Genomic DNA, 14,924 nt, shown 5'->3' with positions numbered 1-14,924 from the left:
TACTTCTCACAACAAAGAAAAAACGTCAACGAAGCACGTTTAATTTAGCTAATAATTGGGGAGAACTATCTCACGATAAACGCTTGTGGGAAGCCCGCCCGACGGAGTTCTTCACGTGCTTGGGTTTCCTGCTTAGGACTCACTGGCCCAACTTGCACACGATGCACGTCAGCATCACTCATCACCCGTACGTTATGCGGGAGTTCACTGACCAGACGTTGCTGCAGCTGCTGGGCTCCTTCTTCACTGCCCAATGCCGCAATTTGTAGATAAATAGCATCATCTGCTGCCACTGGCTGCTGAACAGCAGCATCTCGAACGGACCGTTCATTCACAGTAGAAGACGCCGAAGACACCTCACCAACTGGCTGGCTACTTCTACCTTGCTGAGCCAGCCATTGCTCAGGCTCGATAGCCTCAACCCGGACGGCGCCAGTGCCATTATCTAAAAAGCCTAGCCGTGCAGCCGCTGCATAGGAAAGATCTATTTCACGGTCGCTATGAAATGGCCCCCTATCATTGACGCGCACGATAACAGATTGACCGCTGTCTAAGCTGGTGACACGAGCAAATGTTGGCAGTGGCAACGAACGGTGAGCCGCAGACATTTTATACATGTCATAAATCTCTCCGTTTGATGTGGCATAGCCATGAAACTTTTCACCGTACCAAGAGGCCGTCCCTTGCTTCACGTAGCCCGCCGCATCCGGCAGCACATGATAGGTTTCCCCCCACACTTCATAAGTGGAGCGATTACCGGAACGCGATGGCGGCTCTATGCGAGGCTCAGCGTTTGGCACTTTGCTCACATCCGGCGGCTCTAGCGGATAGGCGTCGCCCGTCATTGCATAGCGCTCCCCCGATGATGCACCATCACTACTTGCTCCACTGCTGGGCGCACCGCTCGTACTTCCAGCAGGCTTACTAGCAGGCTGATTAGCGCTATTTTGTTGAGCTTCATGGCTGGCACAGCCGCTAACCAACGCTATGATGATCACCGCACCACCTATGCCACGAGCCTCAGACAGCACTGTTCTCATAGTTAGCCCTCAACCTGCCGTGCAATCGCCTCTGACAGTTCTGTCACTGCCATTGCATAGAGATGGCTGTGGTTATAGCGGGTAATAACGTAAAAGTTATATTCCCCCAAGCGATATTGGATACTATCATCAGCAAGCTCGAGCCTTAAAGGCACCACAAGCAGCTCTGAATCCAGTGCACTCTGTGGTTCAATGCCAGCTTCAATCGCTTCAGACACAGTCACTTCAGGCTTACTGGTTTGGTTAATAGGAAGCGTATCAGGCGCTGAATCAGGGCCATCGGCCTCATGATAAATTGCCCCATCACGCTGCCAACCATGTACAGCAAAATAGTTCGCCACACTGCCAATAGCATCGACCGGATTCTCCCATAAATCTCGTTTACCATCATCGTCAAAATCGACGGCATAGGCTTGATAACTTGTGGGAATAAACTGGGGATACCCCATTGCGCCGGCATACGAACCATACAGCTCGTCAACCTCAACGCCTTGCTCATGAGCGATTTTCAAAAAAGCCGCCAGTTCGCCGCGAAAAAAGCCACCACGAACAGGATGGTTGAAGGCTAATGTTGCTAATGAGTCTAATACGAGGTGGCGCCCTTTGTGTTTACCGTAATAGGTTTCAACACCAATAATGGCAGCAATGACCTCTGGCGGGACACCATAAACGTCCTCAGCCCGAGCAAACGCATCCTCATACTCACTGATGAACTCGGCTCCCTCCTCAATACGCTGCTGAGTTAAGAATATATCTCGATACTCATACCAACGTAAGCGGCGTTCAGCCGCACCTTCCATCGCGTCCAAAACAGATTGGTTAAAGCTGGCTTGATTCAAGGCATCTGTTAGCCATTGCCGAGGAATGCCTTGTTCTGCTAACTCGTCAACTAGCTGTTGCGTACCTTCGTGCTGCTGCGGATCAAAAGGCGACGCGTCGTCAGCCCATGCAACCGTGTAAGAGCACGCCAATAACATAGCTGCTACGCAGCCGCTTGCTTTACTTCGGGCCCATTTCATTAACTTACCACTCCTGTGAAAAAGCACCGCTACTTATCCATTCGATACTAGCGCGGCAACAACCGCCGATGGGCATGTATTGACATGAGAATACCGAACCCTGCCAGCAAGGTCACGCTGGAAGTCCCGCCATAGCTCACTAGCGGCAGCGGTACGCCAACAACGGGCAAAATACCACTTACCATGCCGACATTGACAAACACATATATAAAAAACGTCAGGATAATACTGCCTGCAAAAAGTCGCCCGAAGGTGTCCTGAGCAGAGGCTGCCAGCCAAAGACCTCGCCCCACAATCATGACATACAGGGATAACAGTACCAGCATTCCCACTAGGCCAAACTCTTCACCTAGCACGGCAATAATAAAATCCGTATGGCGCTCAGGCAGGAATTCTAATTGAGACTGAGTACCTTCAAGCCAGCCCTTCCCCCATAAGCCACCGCTGCCTATCGCGGTTGTTGATTGAATAATATTCCAACCCGCCCCTAAGGGATCACTATCCGGATCCAGGAACGTTAAAACCCGTTGACGCTGATAGTTGTGCATATTCATCCATAGAACAGGTAGTCCTGCCGCAATTAAGGCGCCAATCAAACCAATCAAGCGCCAGGACAAACCTGCTAGAAGCACAACAATCACCGCCGCGCTAGCCACTAAAAGCGACGTTCCAAGATCCGGCTGAATAGCCGTAAGCACCACCGGCAAGCCGATGATCACCGCACAAACAAAAATATGCTTGAAACGTGGCGGTAATTGGCAACGATTCAGATAGGCAGCCACCATCAGTGGCACCGCTAGCTTCATCATTTCAGATGGCTGAAATCGAATAACGCCCGGTATTTCAAGCCACCGCTTTGCTCCCATCCCCACATCGCCCGCTATTTCAACTGCCAACAACATGGCTAAGCCCAGACCGTAGGCAAAGGGAGCCCAGCGCAGAAACGTGGAAGGCGACAATTGAGCAATAACCACCATAACAGCGATGGCAACACCGAAACGTATCGCTTGCGCAATCACGGTATCAATACGCTGCCCGGAAGCGCTATAAAGCACTAATAGGCCACCCCCCATTAGCAACAGCAGCAAACCTAACAGCCACGGGTCAAGGTGAATCCGCTCCCAGATGCTTTTGCGCCGAGCAATACCGCTATCGGGTGGGCGTACTGGATAACGACGCAGTGGGCGAGAGAGGGTTTGCCATGACCTCATTAGTTGCCCTCCACGTTGGCAGTATCTTCTTCCAATACTTCTTTAACTTCTTCAGCGTCTGGAGCATCGTCTCTTAATATCCATGCATCGGTCATCGCACGCGCCAAATGAGCGGCATGCGTACTCCCGCCCCCAGCATTTTCAACAATAACTGAGACCGCAATTTGTGGATCGTCGATGGGCGCAAACGCCATAAAAAGAGCGTGATCGCGTAAACGCTCTTCAAGTTCTGCGGCGTTGTAACGCTGATCTTGCCCAAGCGAGAACACTTGGGCAGTGCCTGATTTCCCCCCCATACGATACTCTAGCCCCACCCCTGTGCGGCGTGCCGTGCCTTCTCTCCCGCTGATTACTTTTTCCATGCCGCTGAAAACACGGTCCCACCAGCTGTCATTATCCAACTGAATATCGGGCAGCGTATCCGGCAAATCCAGCGCTAAGGGCTCGTCACCTATTGCTAACGCAAGACGTGGCTTTATCCAATGACCGCGATTAGCCAATGTAGCCGTTGCACTCGCTAGCTGTAACGGAGTTACTTGCCAGTACCCCTGCCCGATTCCCACAGAGAGTGTTTCACCGGGATACCAAGGCTGATTAAAACGCGCCCGCTTCCAGTCACGAGACGGCATCAGGCCGGTGCTTTCGCCTTGCACGTCATGAGCAACACGTTGGCCAAAGCCAAAATTGGTCATTTGTTCATGCAGATTATCGATGCCCAGATCATGGGCTAGGGTGTAATAATAAGTATTGTTTGAAACGGCAAGAGACCGCTCCATATCTACTCGGCCATGCCCCCAGCGCAGCCAGTTACGATAGCGACGGGAGTCGTTGGGCAACTGATAAAAACCAGGATCATTAATCGTGCTATCGGGTGTGATAACACCCTCGACTAGCCCCGCAAGCGCCAAAAAAGGTTTAATGGTTGAACCTGGCGGATAATGGCCACGAATTGCTCGATTAAACAGCGGGAGGTCGATATTTTCCTGCAAGCCGCGATAAGAAGCGACATCAATTCCCGTTACAAACTGATTACTATCAAAGCCAGGCGTCGAGACCATAGCGAGGATTTCACCCGTCCCAGGAACGATCGCGACGATAGATCCACGCCGGCCATCTAACAGCTCGTAAGCCAGCATTTGCATTGACTTATCAAGCGTTAAAGTAAGGTTTTCCCCAGGTACCGGATCAGTACGACCAAGCTCTCTAAGTACACGCCCACGCGCATTCGTTTCAACTTTACGCAGCCCCGCCTGCCCGTGCAGTTCCGTCTCGTAAAAACGCTCAATCCCCGTTTTACCAATAAAGTGTGTTCCCGCATATCGCCCAGCATCGAGGGTTTGCAGCTCTTCTGCGTTGATGCGCCCTACGTAGCCCAGCGAATGGGCCATCATTTCGGCATCAGGATAGTAACGGAGCAGTTGCGCCTCTACTTCGACCCCAGGTAGACGATGTCGATTCACCGCTAGCCGTGCGATTTGATCTTCACTCAAATCACTCATTAAAAGCGCAGGCTGAAACGGGCGTTGGCGTTGCCGTGAACGGACATTGAACGCTTCAATATCATCTTCGGGCAAGTCTAGAAGCTCAACTAACAGCGCCAGCGTTTCATCTAAATCATCAACGCGTTCGCGCACCAACGTGAGGTTGTAGGTAGGGCGATTTTCGGCAAGGAGGACGCCATTGCGGTCATAAATCAACCCCCGATTGGGGGGCAGCGGTTCGACACGGACACGGTTTTTTTCGGAGCGAGTACTATATAAATCGTGCTGAACGATCTGCAAGTATGCTAATCGTCCAGTTAGCAATCCCGTCAAAACAACCACCACTAAGACGGCAAGTAGCGCCCTGACACGAAAAATACGCAATTCTTGCTCAGGGTTTTTAAGCGTGTCATGGCGCTTAGGCATGGGTAACGATGACTCTCAAATCAGACAAAAAACAATTATCGATGATAGGGATGACCTACTAGCAGTGTCCACGCCCGGTAAAGTTGCTCAGCCAGCATGATGCGTACCAGTGGGTGTGGCAACGTGAGAGGCGATAAAGACCACGCTTTATCAGCCATTGCTGAAAGGGATGGCTCCAAGCCATCAGGTCCTCCCACCAACAACACAATATCTTTGCCCAACATGCGCCAAGCGTCGGCTTCGTCAGCAAGTTGCTCGGTACTCCAGGTTTTACCCTTAACCTCAAGTGCCACGATATACTCGTCGCCACGAAGCTTGTCACGTATACGCTGAGCTTCTTGCGCACGCGCTTTAGCTATATCAGCATTTTTGCCACGCTGACCGAGTGGAATCTCTTCAATTTCAAGCGAGAAGTCTCGAGGCAGCCGTTTGCGGTAGGTCTCAATGCCCTCCTCAACCCACGCAGGCATTTTGGTGCCCACCGCTAACAGCCGGATCTTCATGACATCGTGGCTCGCTCTTCAAACCGTTTGAGCGATTCACTAATAGCCCCAGCGTCATTGGGTAGGTCTGCCCATAAGCGCTCAAGATCATAAAGGGCTCTGGCTTCAGGCAACATAATATGGACAACCACATCGCCTAAATCGACCAATACCCAGTCAGCATTATCGCCACCTTCAACACCTCGGGGCGCAAGGCCTGACGCTTTGGCCTTTTCCACAACATTTTGCGCTAAGGCAGCCACGTGGCGAGTAGAGGTACCACTGGCGATCAGCATCAAATCAGTAACTTCAGTCAGCTTGGAAACATCTAACTGCGTAATATCTCGTGCTTTAAGTTCTTCTAGGGCATCAACCGCTAGATTTTTAAGTGTATCGATGTGCATGGCTCCTAAAGGCAACCCCTTGTTGTCGTAAGCTCAGCAAAAGCAAGCTCAGTGATATTCAGTCAATAAGCCGGCCATTGTAACGGCTTCTTTCCTGACTGCCAGCGCTATTCATCAGAATGATAGAAACCATGCCGCAGAATGGCTTCCTCGACGGCCTCAGGCAGTAGATAACGAACGCTTTTGCCCTTTTCTAAACGCTCTCTTATATAAGTAGCCGAAATCGCCATCATGGAGGGCAAGGCCAGCGTCAGAACATTACCATTAGGGCTTCGCATCAGTTCATCTACACTATCGACTTCACGATTACCCACCAGTTCCCTTAATTCCTCAGGCCAACGTGCGTTATAGCCAGGTCGAGCGATCACAACGAGATGTGCTAAAGAGAATATCTGACTAGCTTTGTGCCATTTGGCTAACCGCAGAAAAGCATCGAACCCAATAATCATCACTAGACTCGCGCTATCGCCATACGCTTGCCGCAGTTCAGCAAGCGTATCCACGCTATAAGAAGGCCCTTCGCGGCGTAGCTCCCGATCATCAGCCATCACACCTGGCGTGTCGCTAATACCTAGCCTTAACAACTCAAAACGCTGTTCCGGCGACACCTGAGGCGTATCACGCAGAGGCGGCTGAGGTGCGGGAATCATATGCAAACGATCAAGCCCAAGGGCTTCACGAACCTCAACGGCGCTTCGCAAATGCCCCAGATGTACAGGATCAAATGTGCCCCCCAGCATGCCTATTCGCATGGGTGTTGAACTCATTGCCTGATTTGCCCATCACCAAAGACTACATATTTTTGCGTTGTAAGCCCTTCTAATCCAACCGGCCCGCGCGCATGCAGCTTATCGGTTGAGATACCAATTTCCGCACCCAGTCCATACTCAAAGCCATCAGCAAAGCGCGTAGAGGCATTTACGATGACTGAGCTTGAGTCGACCTCTGCCATGAAGCGTCTCGCGAGACTGATGTCTTGAGTCACAATGGCATCGGTATGATGGGAGCCATATTGCTCGATATGCTGAATCGCCTCATCCATTCCATCGACGACTTTAATCGCTAAAATCGGCGCAAGGTACTCAGCGCCCCAGTCTTCTTCAGTGGCCAACGCTGCTTGGGGCAGCAATGCTCGTGTACGCTCGCAGCCACGTAGCTCTACATGGTGCTCGGCGTAGGCACGAGCCAACTCTGGCAGCACGAGATCGGCAATCGGCGCATCCACCAGCAGCGTTTCCATCGTATTGCAGGTGCCATAGCGATGCGTTTTGGCGTTTACCGCGATGGCCAGCGCTTTAGCGGGATCTGCCGTAGTGTCGATGTAAACGTGACAAACCCCGTCGAGGTGTTTAATGACCGGCACCGTTGCTTCGCGGGAAATGCGCTCGATCAGAGACTTACCACCTCTTGGAATAATGACGTCGACGTACTCGGGCATGCTTATCATCGCACCCACTGCAGCGCGATCGGTGGTGGCAACAATCTGTACGGATTCAGCTGGCAAGCCAACATCGGCTAGCCCCTCCTGGATACAACTGCTAATCGCCGCATTTGACGCACTGGCCTCAGAACCGCCGCGTAGCAAGCAAGCATTACCCGATTTTAAGCACAGGCTTGCTGCCTCAAGGGTAACGTTCGGGCGAGATTCATAAATAATGCCAATAACCCCTAGCGGTACGCGCATTTTGCCAACTTGAATGCCGCTTGGGCGATAGCGCATATCGTCAATTTCACCAACGGGATCTGGCAGCGCAGCCACTTGGTGAAGGCCTTCGACCATGGCATCAATTCGCGCATCATTAAGCGCCAGACGATCAAGCAGTGCAGCGTCTAGGCCAGTTTCTTTGCCACGCTGCAAATCAAGCGCATTAGCTTCCAGTATTAACTGTCTAGAGGCCGTCAGGCGCGACGCCATTGCCTCGAGCGCACGATTTTTCAATCCTGTATCAGCACGACGTAGCTCTCGAGCAGCAGCCCTAGCGCCTTGACCGAGCACCTGGATATAAGCGGGCACATTCCCCGCAGCTAATTGCTGTAGGGCTATGTTTTGGTGTGCGTTTGAACCGCTCATACTTTCTCCCTGTCTTATTGCGTATGCAAGGCAAGTTGCATTCTATGGTAGTGGTACTAGGTGTTTGGCAGTATGTTACGCCATTAGGGCGTTATACTGACGCTATTAATGATTACATTTCGACGCCCACGCCTGGTCAAAGTGCTCCATGGGCAATCTTGAATTAAAGGTGAATAGTAAGCCACCATGCAAAACAAGTACAAAATACGCCTGCTAAGAGCCAACTTGTTCGCAGCGGCGTTAGCATTAGCGTCCTGGACATATATGGCTCAGCCAGCGGCCGCGCTAGTACTTTGGTTGTCTGTAGGCTGGCTTTTTGTTACTGCGCTATTGCTCGACTTTAGCCATCGTCGTTCTAAAGGCCTACCTTGGCAAGTGCTCACCGGGGCGCTACTGCTGGGGCTAATTGCCGTGGCTCCAGAGCGCCATAGCTTTTTAATATGGGCGTGGGCGGCAATGTTTATGCTGCCTCAGAAACGCTGGGTGGCCGTGTTCAATACGTGCGCCGCGTTGATTAGCTGGTCATTAATCGCCCCTCTTCTTAGCTTACCCGAAGCGCTGCTACTGTTGGCGGCATTGATCACACTAGGCGTGCTGTCCAGCGCAAAAGCGTGCCAGTTAATCGATATTAACGGCTCCATTCGCAAACGCCTTCGGCTAATCCCCGGGTTAAATCTATGGCCTAGCGGGCAGCTGCTGAGAGACCTCAGCCGCGAACAAACCCGTTCTGAACGTGAAGCCATCTATGCAGAGTTATTAATTATCCAAGTAAAACGCCATCAGCTTTGGTCGTCGGCGCAAAAATTATGCAGCCTCATATACAGCTTTGAACACGTTTATCGCTTAAATAATCAGACACTTGCCGCCTTGATGTTGTCGCATAACCCAAAGGAAGCCGCCCAACGCCGCAAGCTTCTCTGCGCAGGCCTCCCAGAAACACAGCACTCCCACCACCTACCACTAATGGATATAGAGCTATCGGGTCTATCCGTCGAGGCGCTAGTTCAGCTCCCGCCTCAACAACGGGAAGGTAACAATGATTGACCAACTGCGGCACAGACACCTGATGACTTTTGCCTACACCGCGAGTGTGATCCTAGTAGCAGGGTACACATTCTGGCTTTATCGCATGGGCAATTATCACGACCTTTTAGTGCCAATGTTTGTGACACTGCTGCTACTTACTGCGTTGTTAATGCACCACAGCCAGGCGTTAAAGCCTGTTATTCCCCGCGCTATTTTACTGGGTAGCAGTTATGTCATTACCCTGGCCGCCTTCTACAATCATCCTAGCACCTCTACGATTTGGATCGGACTGCCCACGGCCGCTGCATTTTTTTTACTACCGCTATCGAGCGCTTTCTTACTAACGGTATTTTCCAGCCCCCTGTGGTGGCTACTAACCCGTCACAGCGATGCATCCTCAGAGACAGTTATTGCTTATACCGCTCTCATTCTGCTGATGGCCTTACCACCATGGGAGCACGCACGACAGAGAGCATTGCTGAGGGCAACAGACCCAAACGACAATGATTGCAATGCTTACCATATTGATACGCTAAAAGAGCGTCTTCACAATGAGTTTCTGCGCGCAGCAATGCTCAACAAGCGCTTAGCAGTCTTAGTGATGCATTTACCCCAACTTGATATGGCGGAAGAGCAATTTGGTTCACGCGCAAAAACGGCGCTGCTGGGTGCGCTCTGTAACGAAGTCAATAGCCGTTGCCGCGACCACGATCTGTTAGGCCGGGCAGGCAATGCCACGTTCTGGTTAGTGCTGCCCGACACAAGTGAGAGCGGTGCTATGTTGGTGCGCGAGCGGCTTCAACGCGCACTATCACAACGTGTTCTAGTAGAAACGGGGCAGTTAGAAACCCGTATTGCTGTTTGCCTACCATGCCGAAATGAGAGCTTTGAACGCTACATAAATCGCCTGGAAGCTCGTGCAAACGCATTATCTATCGCCTAATGCGGATTAAATGGAGCAGTATTTTTCATGGCTGATACGCTTTTTGCCCTGTCACTCTCGCCAGCCATGTTACTCCTGATGGTTACACTGATTTCGCTGCTTGAATCCCTTGCGCTGGTTGGCTTATTGGTGCCTGGCGTTGTGTTAATTACCGCCGCTTCGTCCGTGGCGGGACATGAAGCCATTGCCCTGCCATGGCTAATCGGTGCTGCGTTAATAGGCGCAATTTTGGGGGATAGCATTAGCTACCTGCTCGGCTATCACCATCGTGAACAGGTCACTAACCGTTGGCCTTTATCCATGCACCCAGAATGGCTGGAACGCGGCGTACGTTTTTTTAACCGTTATGGTATCCATTCAGTATTTATTGGCCGATTCGTAGGCCCAGTCCGCCCCATTATTCCGCTTATTGCAGGTATGATGCGGATGCCTAAGCGCACTTTTTTGTGGGCCAATATCACCTCCGCAGCCCTGTGGGCTCCCGCTTATGTGTTGCCTGGCTACTTACTAGGAAGAACCTGGCAACAGCACCTCAACCTCCCCCCAAATATAGAAACGGCAATCATTACATTAAGCGCCTGTATCGTCGTGCTGGCAGTGATTTTTTCCTGGGGAAGAGCCCAGGTTGGACGCCACGGTTTCATCTACTTGGCAACAGCACGTCTTATTCGCCGTATCCCCTTTATGCGTCGGTCGTGGCTCTCAATGAGCCTTAATGATGAAGTGCCGCTAGCCTCGTTACTGCTGTTTTTGATCACGTTGGCCAGTGTCTCCGCCTGGACTCTGCTAGTAATCAATCACCAAGGCCCGCTGGCAATAGACCTACAAGCACAGCGACTGTTTAACTGGTTAACCAATGAACCACTTCAATTAATCAGCGTAGCCTTAGCTAAAACAGGGGATGCACTTGGGGTTAGCGCACTACTTTTGCCTTTGGCCGTTTGGCTGATCCACCATAAACGCATCGATGCTTTCTGCCACTGGGTCTTTGCCATCGGTGGCGTTGCGCTGCTCAATACAATAGGAAAAATGGTTTTTGAGCGCACTCGACCAGCAACACCAGAGCACTTAATTGGCTCATTTTCATACCCAAGTGCACACACCTCCACGACGGTTGTTATTGTAGGGCTAGCAGCGGCTTTTATTGCGGCAGAATTGCACCGCAAACAACGCGTTTGGGTTTATTGGCTGGCCATTATCTTAGCAACACCCATGGCGTTATCGCGCTTGATATTAGGCGTTCATTGGCTAAGTGATCTCATCGGCGGCGCCCTCTTGGGCTTGCTGGTATGCGCCCTCATTCGGCTGAATTGGCAGCGACGCGTTAGAGCTCCTTTACCTCATTGCCCATGGGGCAGACTCGTGGCTTCCACCACCGCGCTGCTAGTTTTGCGGATTATGCTGATGCCACCTGTCTAGCCATTCGCGGTTATCCCAGGGCCAGCCAGATCCCCACGCCTATCATCAATGTCCCGGCAATGCGATTAAGCAACCTTACATTGCCACTTTTGCCCAGCACATTACGCAGCGTTTTTCCCCCTGTTGCGTAGACCAGCATGCTGGCAAACTCGATCACTAGAATAACCGCAATCAGCAGGGTTAACTGAGGCGCAAGTGGCCGACTGCCATCTAAAAACGGCGGCAACAGCACCATGAAAAAAGCCCAGCCTTTAGGGTTGGCCACTGCCGTGACTAATCCCTGAGTGGCCAACTGCACACGTCCTGCAGCAGGCCCGGCATTCAGTTCGGCAGGAATAGCCATACGCCCTCTAGAGCGCCACATCATAATGCCCAAATAAGCTAAGTAAGCGCCGCCTACCCACTTAAACGCAATGAACAGCTCTGGCTGACGTAGCATTAACGCGGCCACACCAGCACCTGCAGCGGCGGCCACAATACCAACACCCACTAACTCGCCTATCATCATCCACAGCGTTCGCTTCACTCCCTGGGTCATGCCCAGCACCATGGCCAGCGTCATACACATCCCCGGCGTTAGTGAAACGAATAAAAAAGTGGGTACAAACACTGACAGCGTCGCCCATGACATCATCATTACTCTTCCGTGTTGTTTACTTCGTTATCTGTATCGTTCGACGTGGTTTCATACCCCTCTCCCCAACGCGGTACAAGGCGGTGGTCAATACCTAACTGGTTGAGTATTCGGGCGACCACAAAGTCGATCAAATCTTCTATCCGTTCTGGGCGATGATAAAAGCCGGGGGCCGCAGGCAAAATCACGACACCCAGGCGGCTTAGCGCCAGCATGTGCTCCAGGTGAATAGGGGAAAATGGACTTTCACGCGGCACGATGACTAATGTCCGCCGCTCTTTGATGGCAACGTCAGCAGCACGCTCAATTAAGTTATTGCTCGCGCCAGTGGCGACTGCTGACAGCGTACCTGTAGAGCAGGGGCAAATTACCATCGCAGAGGGAGCGCCGGACCCCGATGCCACGGGCGCCATCCAGTCTTCACGCCCAAAACAGCGGATTTGACCGGGCTTGGCACCACTCTGCTCAGTAAGCGCCTCTACTAAGCGTTTTGGCTGAGCAGGTAACGACACATCCGTCTCAGTGGCAATAACCATGTGTGCCGCCTTGGAGATCATTACCCACACTTCATGCCCTGAGGCCACCAGTACGTCGATCAAGCGCAGGCCATATTGCGCCCCTGAAGCACCTGTCAGCGCCACCGTCACCGGAGGTTTAAAGTCTGTCACTCAGTTTGCTCCTTGGCAGACAGCGCACTCAATAGACGCTGGTGAACGCCCTCGAAACCGCCATTGGACATAACAACAATACGGTCGAGTGGTGACGCTTGAGTAACAACCGCCTTAACAAGTTCATCGATATCGCTATATAGCTCAGCGCGTTCGCCTTGTTCAGCCACTAACGCCTCCATTGACCAGTCAAGCCCTGCCGGTTGAAACCAGAACACTGCATCCGCATCGGCAACGCTCTCGTTTAGTCGAGCACGTAGAGCGCCTAAACGCATGGTGTTGGAACGTGGCTCAATCACCGCGAGTAGTCGCCCTTTGGTGGTGGCTGCGCGCAGCCCTTTTAAGGTCGCTGCAATTGCTGTTGGATGATGGGCAAAGTCATCAATAACTTGTACGCCGTCCACTTCACCGATGATTTCCTGACGCCGACGGGGCGTTTTAAAACGCGCGAGAGCGGCACAAGCGCGAGCGAGATTCACACCACAACGGCTCGCTGCAGCAAGTGCCGCGAGTGCATTGCGCGCGTTGTGCTCACCGGTTAGCGCCCACTCGACCACGCCGTCCTCTTCGCTGTTTGCCCCGATGTGAAGCACCTGAAAGCGACTACCATCCTCACGTTCCAAACGCAGTTGCCACTCGCTACTTTCTAACGTGCCGAAATGCTCGACCGACGACCATGCTCCCATTTCCAGAACACGCTCCAGCGCTGGCTGTTGATCAGCAACCAGCAAGCAACCTTGGCTCGGCACAGTTCGCACCAAATGGTGAAACTGGCGCTCAATCGCTGCAAGGTCAGGAAATATATCGGCATGGTCAAACTCCAAGTTATTCATCACCGCAATCTGGGGGCGGTAGTGAACAAACTTAGAGCGCTTATCAAAAAACGCCGTATCGTACTCGTCAGCCTCGACAATAAAGGGGCTGTCGTGATGACCTAGGCGTGCCGACACGCCAAAATTACGTGGCACGCCGCCAATCAAAAATCCAGGCGTTAAGCCAGCGCTTTCCAATAGCCATGCTAAAAGGCTGGCAGTGGTGGTCTTACCGTGAGTACCTGCAACGGCAATGACTTGCCTGCCAGGCAGTACATGTTCAGCCAGCCACTGAGCGCCTGAGGTATAGGGCAAACCGCTATTTAGCAGCGCCTCGACTTCCGGATTACCCCGCGATAGCGCATTTCCTACAATGACAAGTGCAGGCTGATCAGCAAGGTTTTCGGCGCGATACCCTTCCATCAAGGTGATCCCTGCCTCTTCCAACTGGGTACTCATGGGAGGATACACATTCGTATCTGAGCCGCTCACCTGATGCCCTAACTCCCGCGCCAGCAAAGCCAGGCTCCCCATAAAAGTGCCGCAGATACCCATAATATGCAGACGCATAGGTGAAGCGCTCCTTACTCAACCAGTTAACTAAGCTGCTGAGACTAGCATGCAACGTTAACTGGCTCATCTAGTTCAAGGCAGGTCTGGGCTTTAAAACTAGCGCCTAAGCTCGTTCAGAAGTGACAAAACGCCCAGTTTGATGCAGGATGCGGCTACCTTTTTGCTCATGATCTCTTAAATACGATCATTCATACATATCCTATCGCTGACCAGTGTCAGTGCTACCGAGGGAGCTTACGATGCGTGTTTTAATTCGCTATTTCTTCAGAGGTGTTCGCCTTATTTTAGCCCCCGTCATGTTGATCTCAGAGAAGCTTTCAACCCCTAAATCGGTCGAGCGTACCGAGGAAGAACAAGCTAAAGTCGATGCCGCCTGTGAACACTTAGCCCTCTACCAGTTCCGGACGTGCCCTTTCTGCATCAAAGTACGCAAAGAGATCGCTCGGCTGGGCCTAAAGATCGAATTGCGCGATGCTCAGCTAGACCCTGCTCATAAAAAAGCCCTTCAAGAAGGCGGTGGCAAAGTCAAAGTTCCCTGCTTAAAAATTAATCATGAAGACGGCCGGGAAGAGTGGCTCTACGAATCAGATGCCATTAACCGCTGGTTACACCAACATTTTGCTTAAAACACATTTATACAGATGCCGCTATTGAGCAAAAGCGCCTTAATAGCGGCTCACACTCCCTCCACCTTCGTCTAACCTCCCCTCCTTGC

General features: G+C 52.0%; 15 protein-coding genes. 4 read left to right on the top strand and 11 right to left on the bottom strand.

Annotation, left to right across the window (positions count from 1 at the left end):
- Positions 1–65: 65 nt before the first annotated feature.
- The 8 genes from CEK60_RS05055 to CEK60_RS05020 form a co-directional block, all read right to left on the bottom strand.
- A complete protein-coding gene (locus tag CEK60_RS05055; RefSeq protein ID WP_089038100.1) occupies positions 66–1,040 on the bottom strand; it encodes a septal ring lytic transglycosylase RlpA family protein in 975 nt (324 codons plus the stop codon).
- A 2-nt stretch (positions 1,041–1,042) separates the two neighbouring features.
- Entirely contained in the window at positions 1,043–2,059 is a 1,017-nt protein-coding gene (gene mltB / locus CEK60_RS05050) for a lytic murein transglycosylase B (RefSeq protein WP_089038099.1), read from the bottom strand.
- Positions 2,060–2,106: 47 nt separating this feature from the next.
- A complete protein-coding gene (gene rodA, locus CEK60_RS05045) occupies positions 2,107–3,270 on the bottom strand; it encodes a rod shape-determining protein RodA (protein ID WP_089038098.1) in 1,164 nt (387 codons plus the stop codon).
- The gene (gene mrdA, locus CEK60_RS05040) at positions 3,270–5,177 is read right to left on the bottom strand and encodes a penicillin-binding protein 2 (protein WP_089038097.1); all 1,908 of its coding nucleotides are present in this window, start codon (positions 5,175–5,177) and stop codon (positions 3,270–3,272) included. The genes rodA and mrdA overlap by 1 nt, the downstream gene beginning before the upstream one ends.
- Positions 5,178–5,212: 35 nt before the next feature.
- The gene (gene rlmH, locus CEK60_RS05035; protein WP_038483601.1) at positions 5,213–5,680 is read right to left on the bottom strand and encodes a 23S rRNA (pseudouridine(1915)-N(3))-methyltransferase RlmH; all 468 of its coding nucleotides are present in this window, start codon (positions 5,678–5,680) and stop codon (positions 5,213–5,215) included.
- A complete protein-coding gene (gene rsfS, locus CEK60_RS05030; protein ID WP_038483599.1) occupies positions 5,677–6,063 on the bottom strand; it encodes a ribosome silencing factor in 387 nt (128 codons plus the stop codon). Before rsfS ends, rlmH begins: the two co-directional genes overlap by 4 nt.
- Positions 6,064–6,170: 107 nt before the next feature.
- On the bottom strand, positions 6,171–6,830 hold the full coding sequence (nadD, locus tag CEK60_RS05025; protein WP_167457123.1) for a nicotinate-nucleotide adenylyltransferase: 660 nt from the start codon (positions 6,828–6,830) through the stop codon (positions 6,171–6,173).
- Complete coding sequence (locus CEK60_RS05020; RefSeq protein WP_089038095.1) at positions 6,827–8,134, bottom strand: glutamate-5-semialdehyde dehydrogenase; 1,308 nt, start codon at positions 8,132–8,134, stop codon at positions 6,827–6,829. Before CEK60_RS05020 ends, nadD begins: the two co-directional genes overlap by 4 nt.
- A 186-nt stretch (positions 8,135–8,320) precedes the next feature.
- Between CEK60_RS05020 and CEK60_RS05015 the strand changes: the two genes are divergently transcribed.
- The 3 genes from CEK60_RS05015 to CEK60_RS05005 are packed head-to-tail and all read left to right on the top strand — an operon-like array spanning position 8,321 to position 11,522.
- Positions 8,321–9,178: a hypothetical protein gene (locus CEK60_RS05015; RefSeq protein ID WP_089038094.1), complete on the top strand. Its 858-nt coding sequence runs from the start codon at positions 8,321–8,323 to the stop codon at positions 9,176–9,178.
- The gene (locus tag CEK60_RS05010) at positions 9,171–10,103 is read left to right on the top strand and encodes a GGDEF domain-containing protein (protein ID WP_089038093.1); all 933 of its coding nucleotides are present in this window, start codon (positions 9,171–9,173) and stop codon (positions 10,101–10,103) included. The genes CEK60_RS05015 and CEK60_RS05010 overlap by 8 nt, the downstream gene beginning before the upstream one ends.
- 27 nt (positions 10,104–10,130) lie before the next feature.
- A complete protein-coding gene (locus CEK60_RS05005) occupies positions 10,131–11,522 on the top strand; it encodes a bifunctional DedA family/phosphatase PAP2 family protein (protein WP_089038092.1) in 1,392 nt (463 codons plus the stop codon).
- A 10-nt stretch (positions 11,523–11,532) separates the two neighbouring features.
- On the opposite strand, the gene CEK60_RS05000 is transcribed toward CEK60_RS05005, so the two are convergent.
- The 3 genes from CEK60_RS05000 to mpl are packed head-to-tail and all read right to left on the bottom strand — an operon-like array spanning position 11,533 to position 14,206.
- A complete protein-coding gene (locus tag CEK60_RS05000) occupies positions 11,533–12,156 on the bottom strand; it encodes a LysE family translocator (protein WP_193059891.1) in 624 nt (207 codons plus the stop codon).
- Between the two features lie 2 nt (positions 12,157–12,158).
- Entirely contained in the window at positions 12,159–12,824 is a 666-nt protein-coding gene (locus CEK60_RS04995) for a flavin prenyltransferase UbiX (protein ID WP_089038091.1), read from the bottom strand.
- Positions 12,821–14,206, bottom strand: a complete 1,386-nt coding sequence (gene mpl, locus CEK60_RS04990) for a UDP-N-acetylmuramate:L-alanyl-gamma-D-glutamyl-meso-diaminopimelate ligase (protein WP_089038090.1) — start codon at positions 14,204–14,206, stop codon at positions 12,821–12,823. Before mpl ends, CEK60_RS04995 begins: the two co-directional genes overlap by 4 nt.
- 242 nt (positions 14,207–14,448) lie before the next feature.
- On the opposite strand from mpl, the gene CEK60_RS04985 reads away from it, so the two are divergent.
- The gene (locus tag CEK60_RS04985) at positions 14,449–14,835 is read left to right on the top strand and encodes a glutaredoxin family protein (RefSeq protein ID WP_083003374.1); all 387 of its coding nucleotides are present in this window, start codon (positions 14,449–14,451) and stop codon (positions 14,833–14,835) included.
- Positions 14,836–14,924 lie beyond the last annotated feature (89 nt).

Origin of the sequence: Halomonas sp. N3-2A, assembly GCF_002216165.1 — a bacterium.
Classification (GTDB): domain Bacteria; phylum Pseudomonadota; class Gammaproteobacteria; order Pseudomonadales; family Halomonadaceae; genus Vreelandella.
This window is presented reverse-complemented; position numbering and strand designations above follow the sequence as displayed.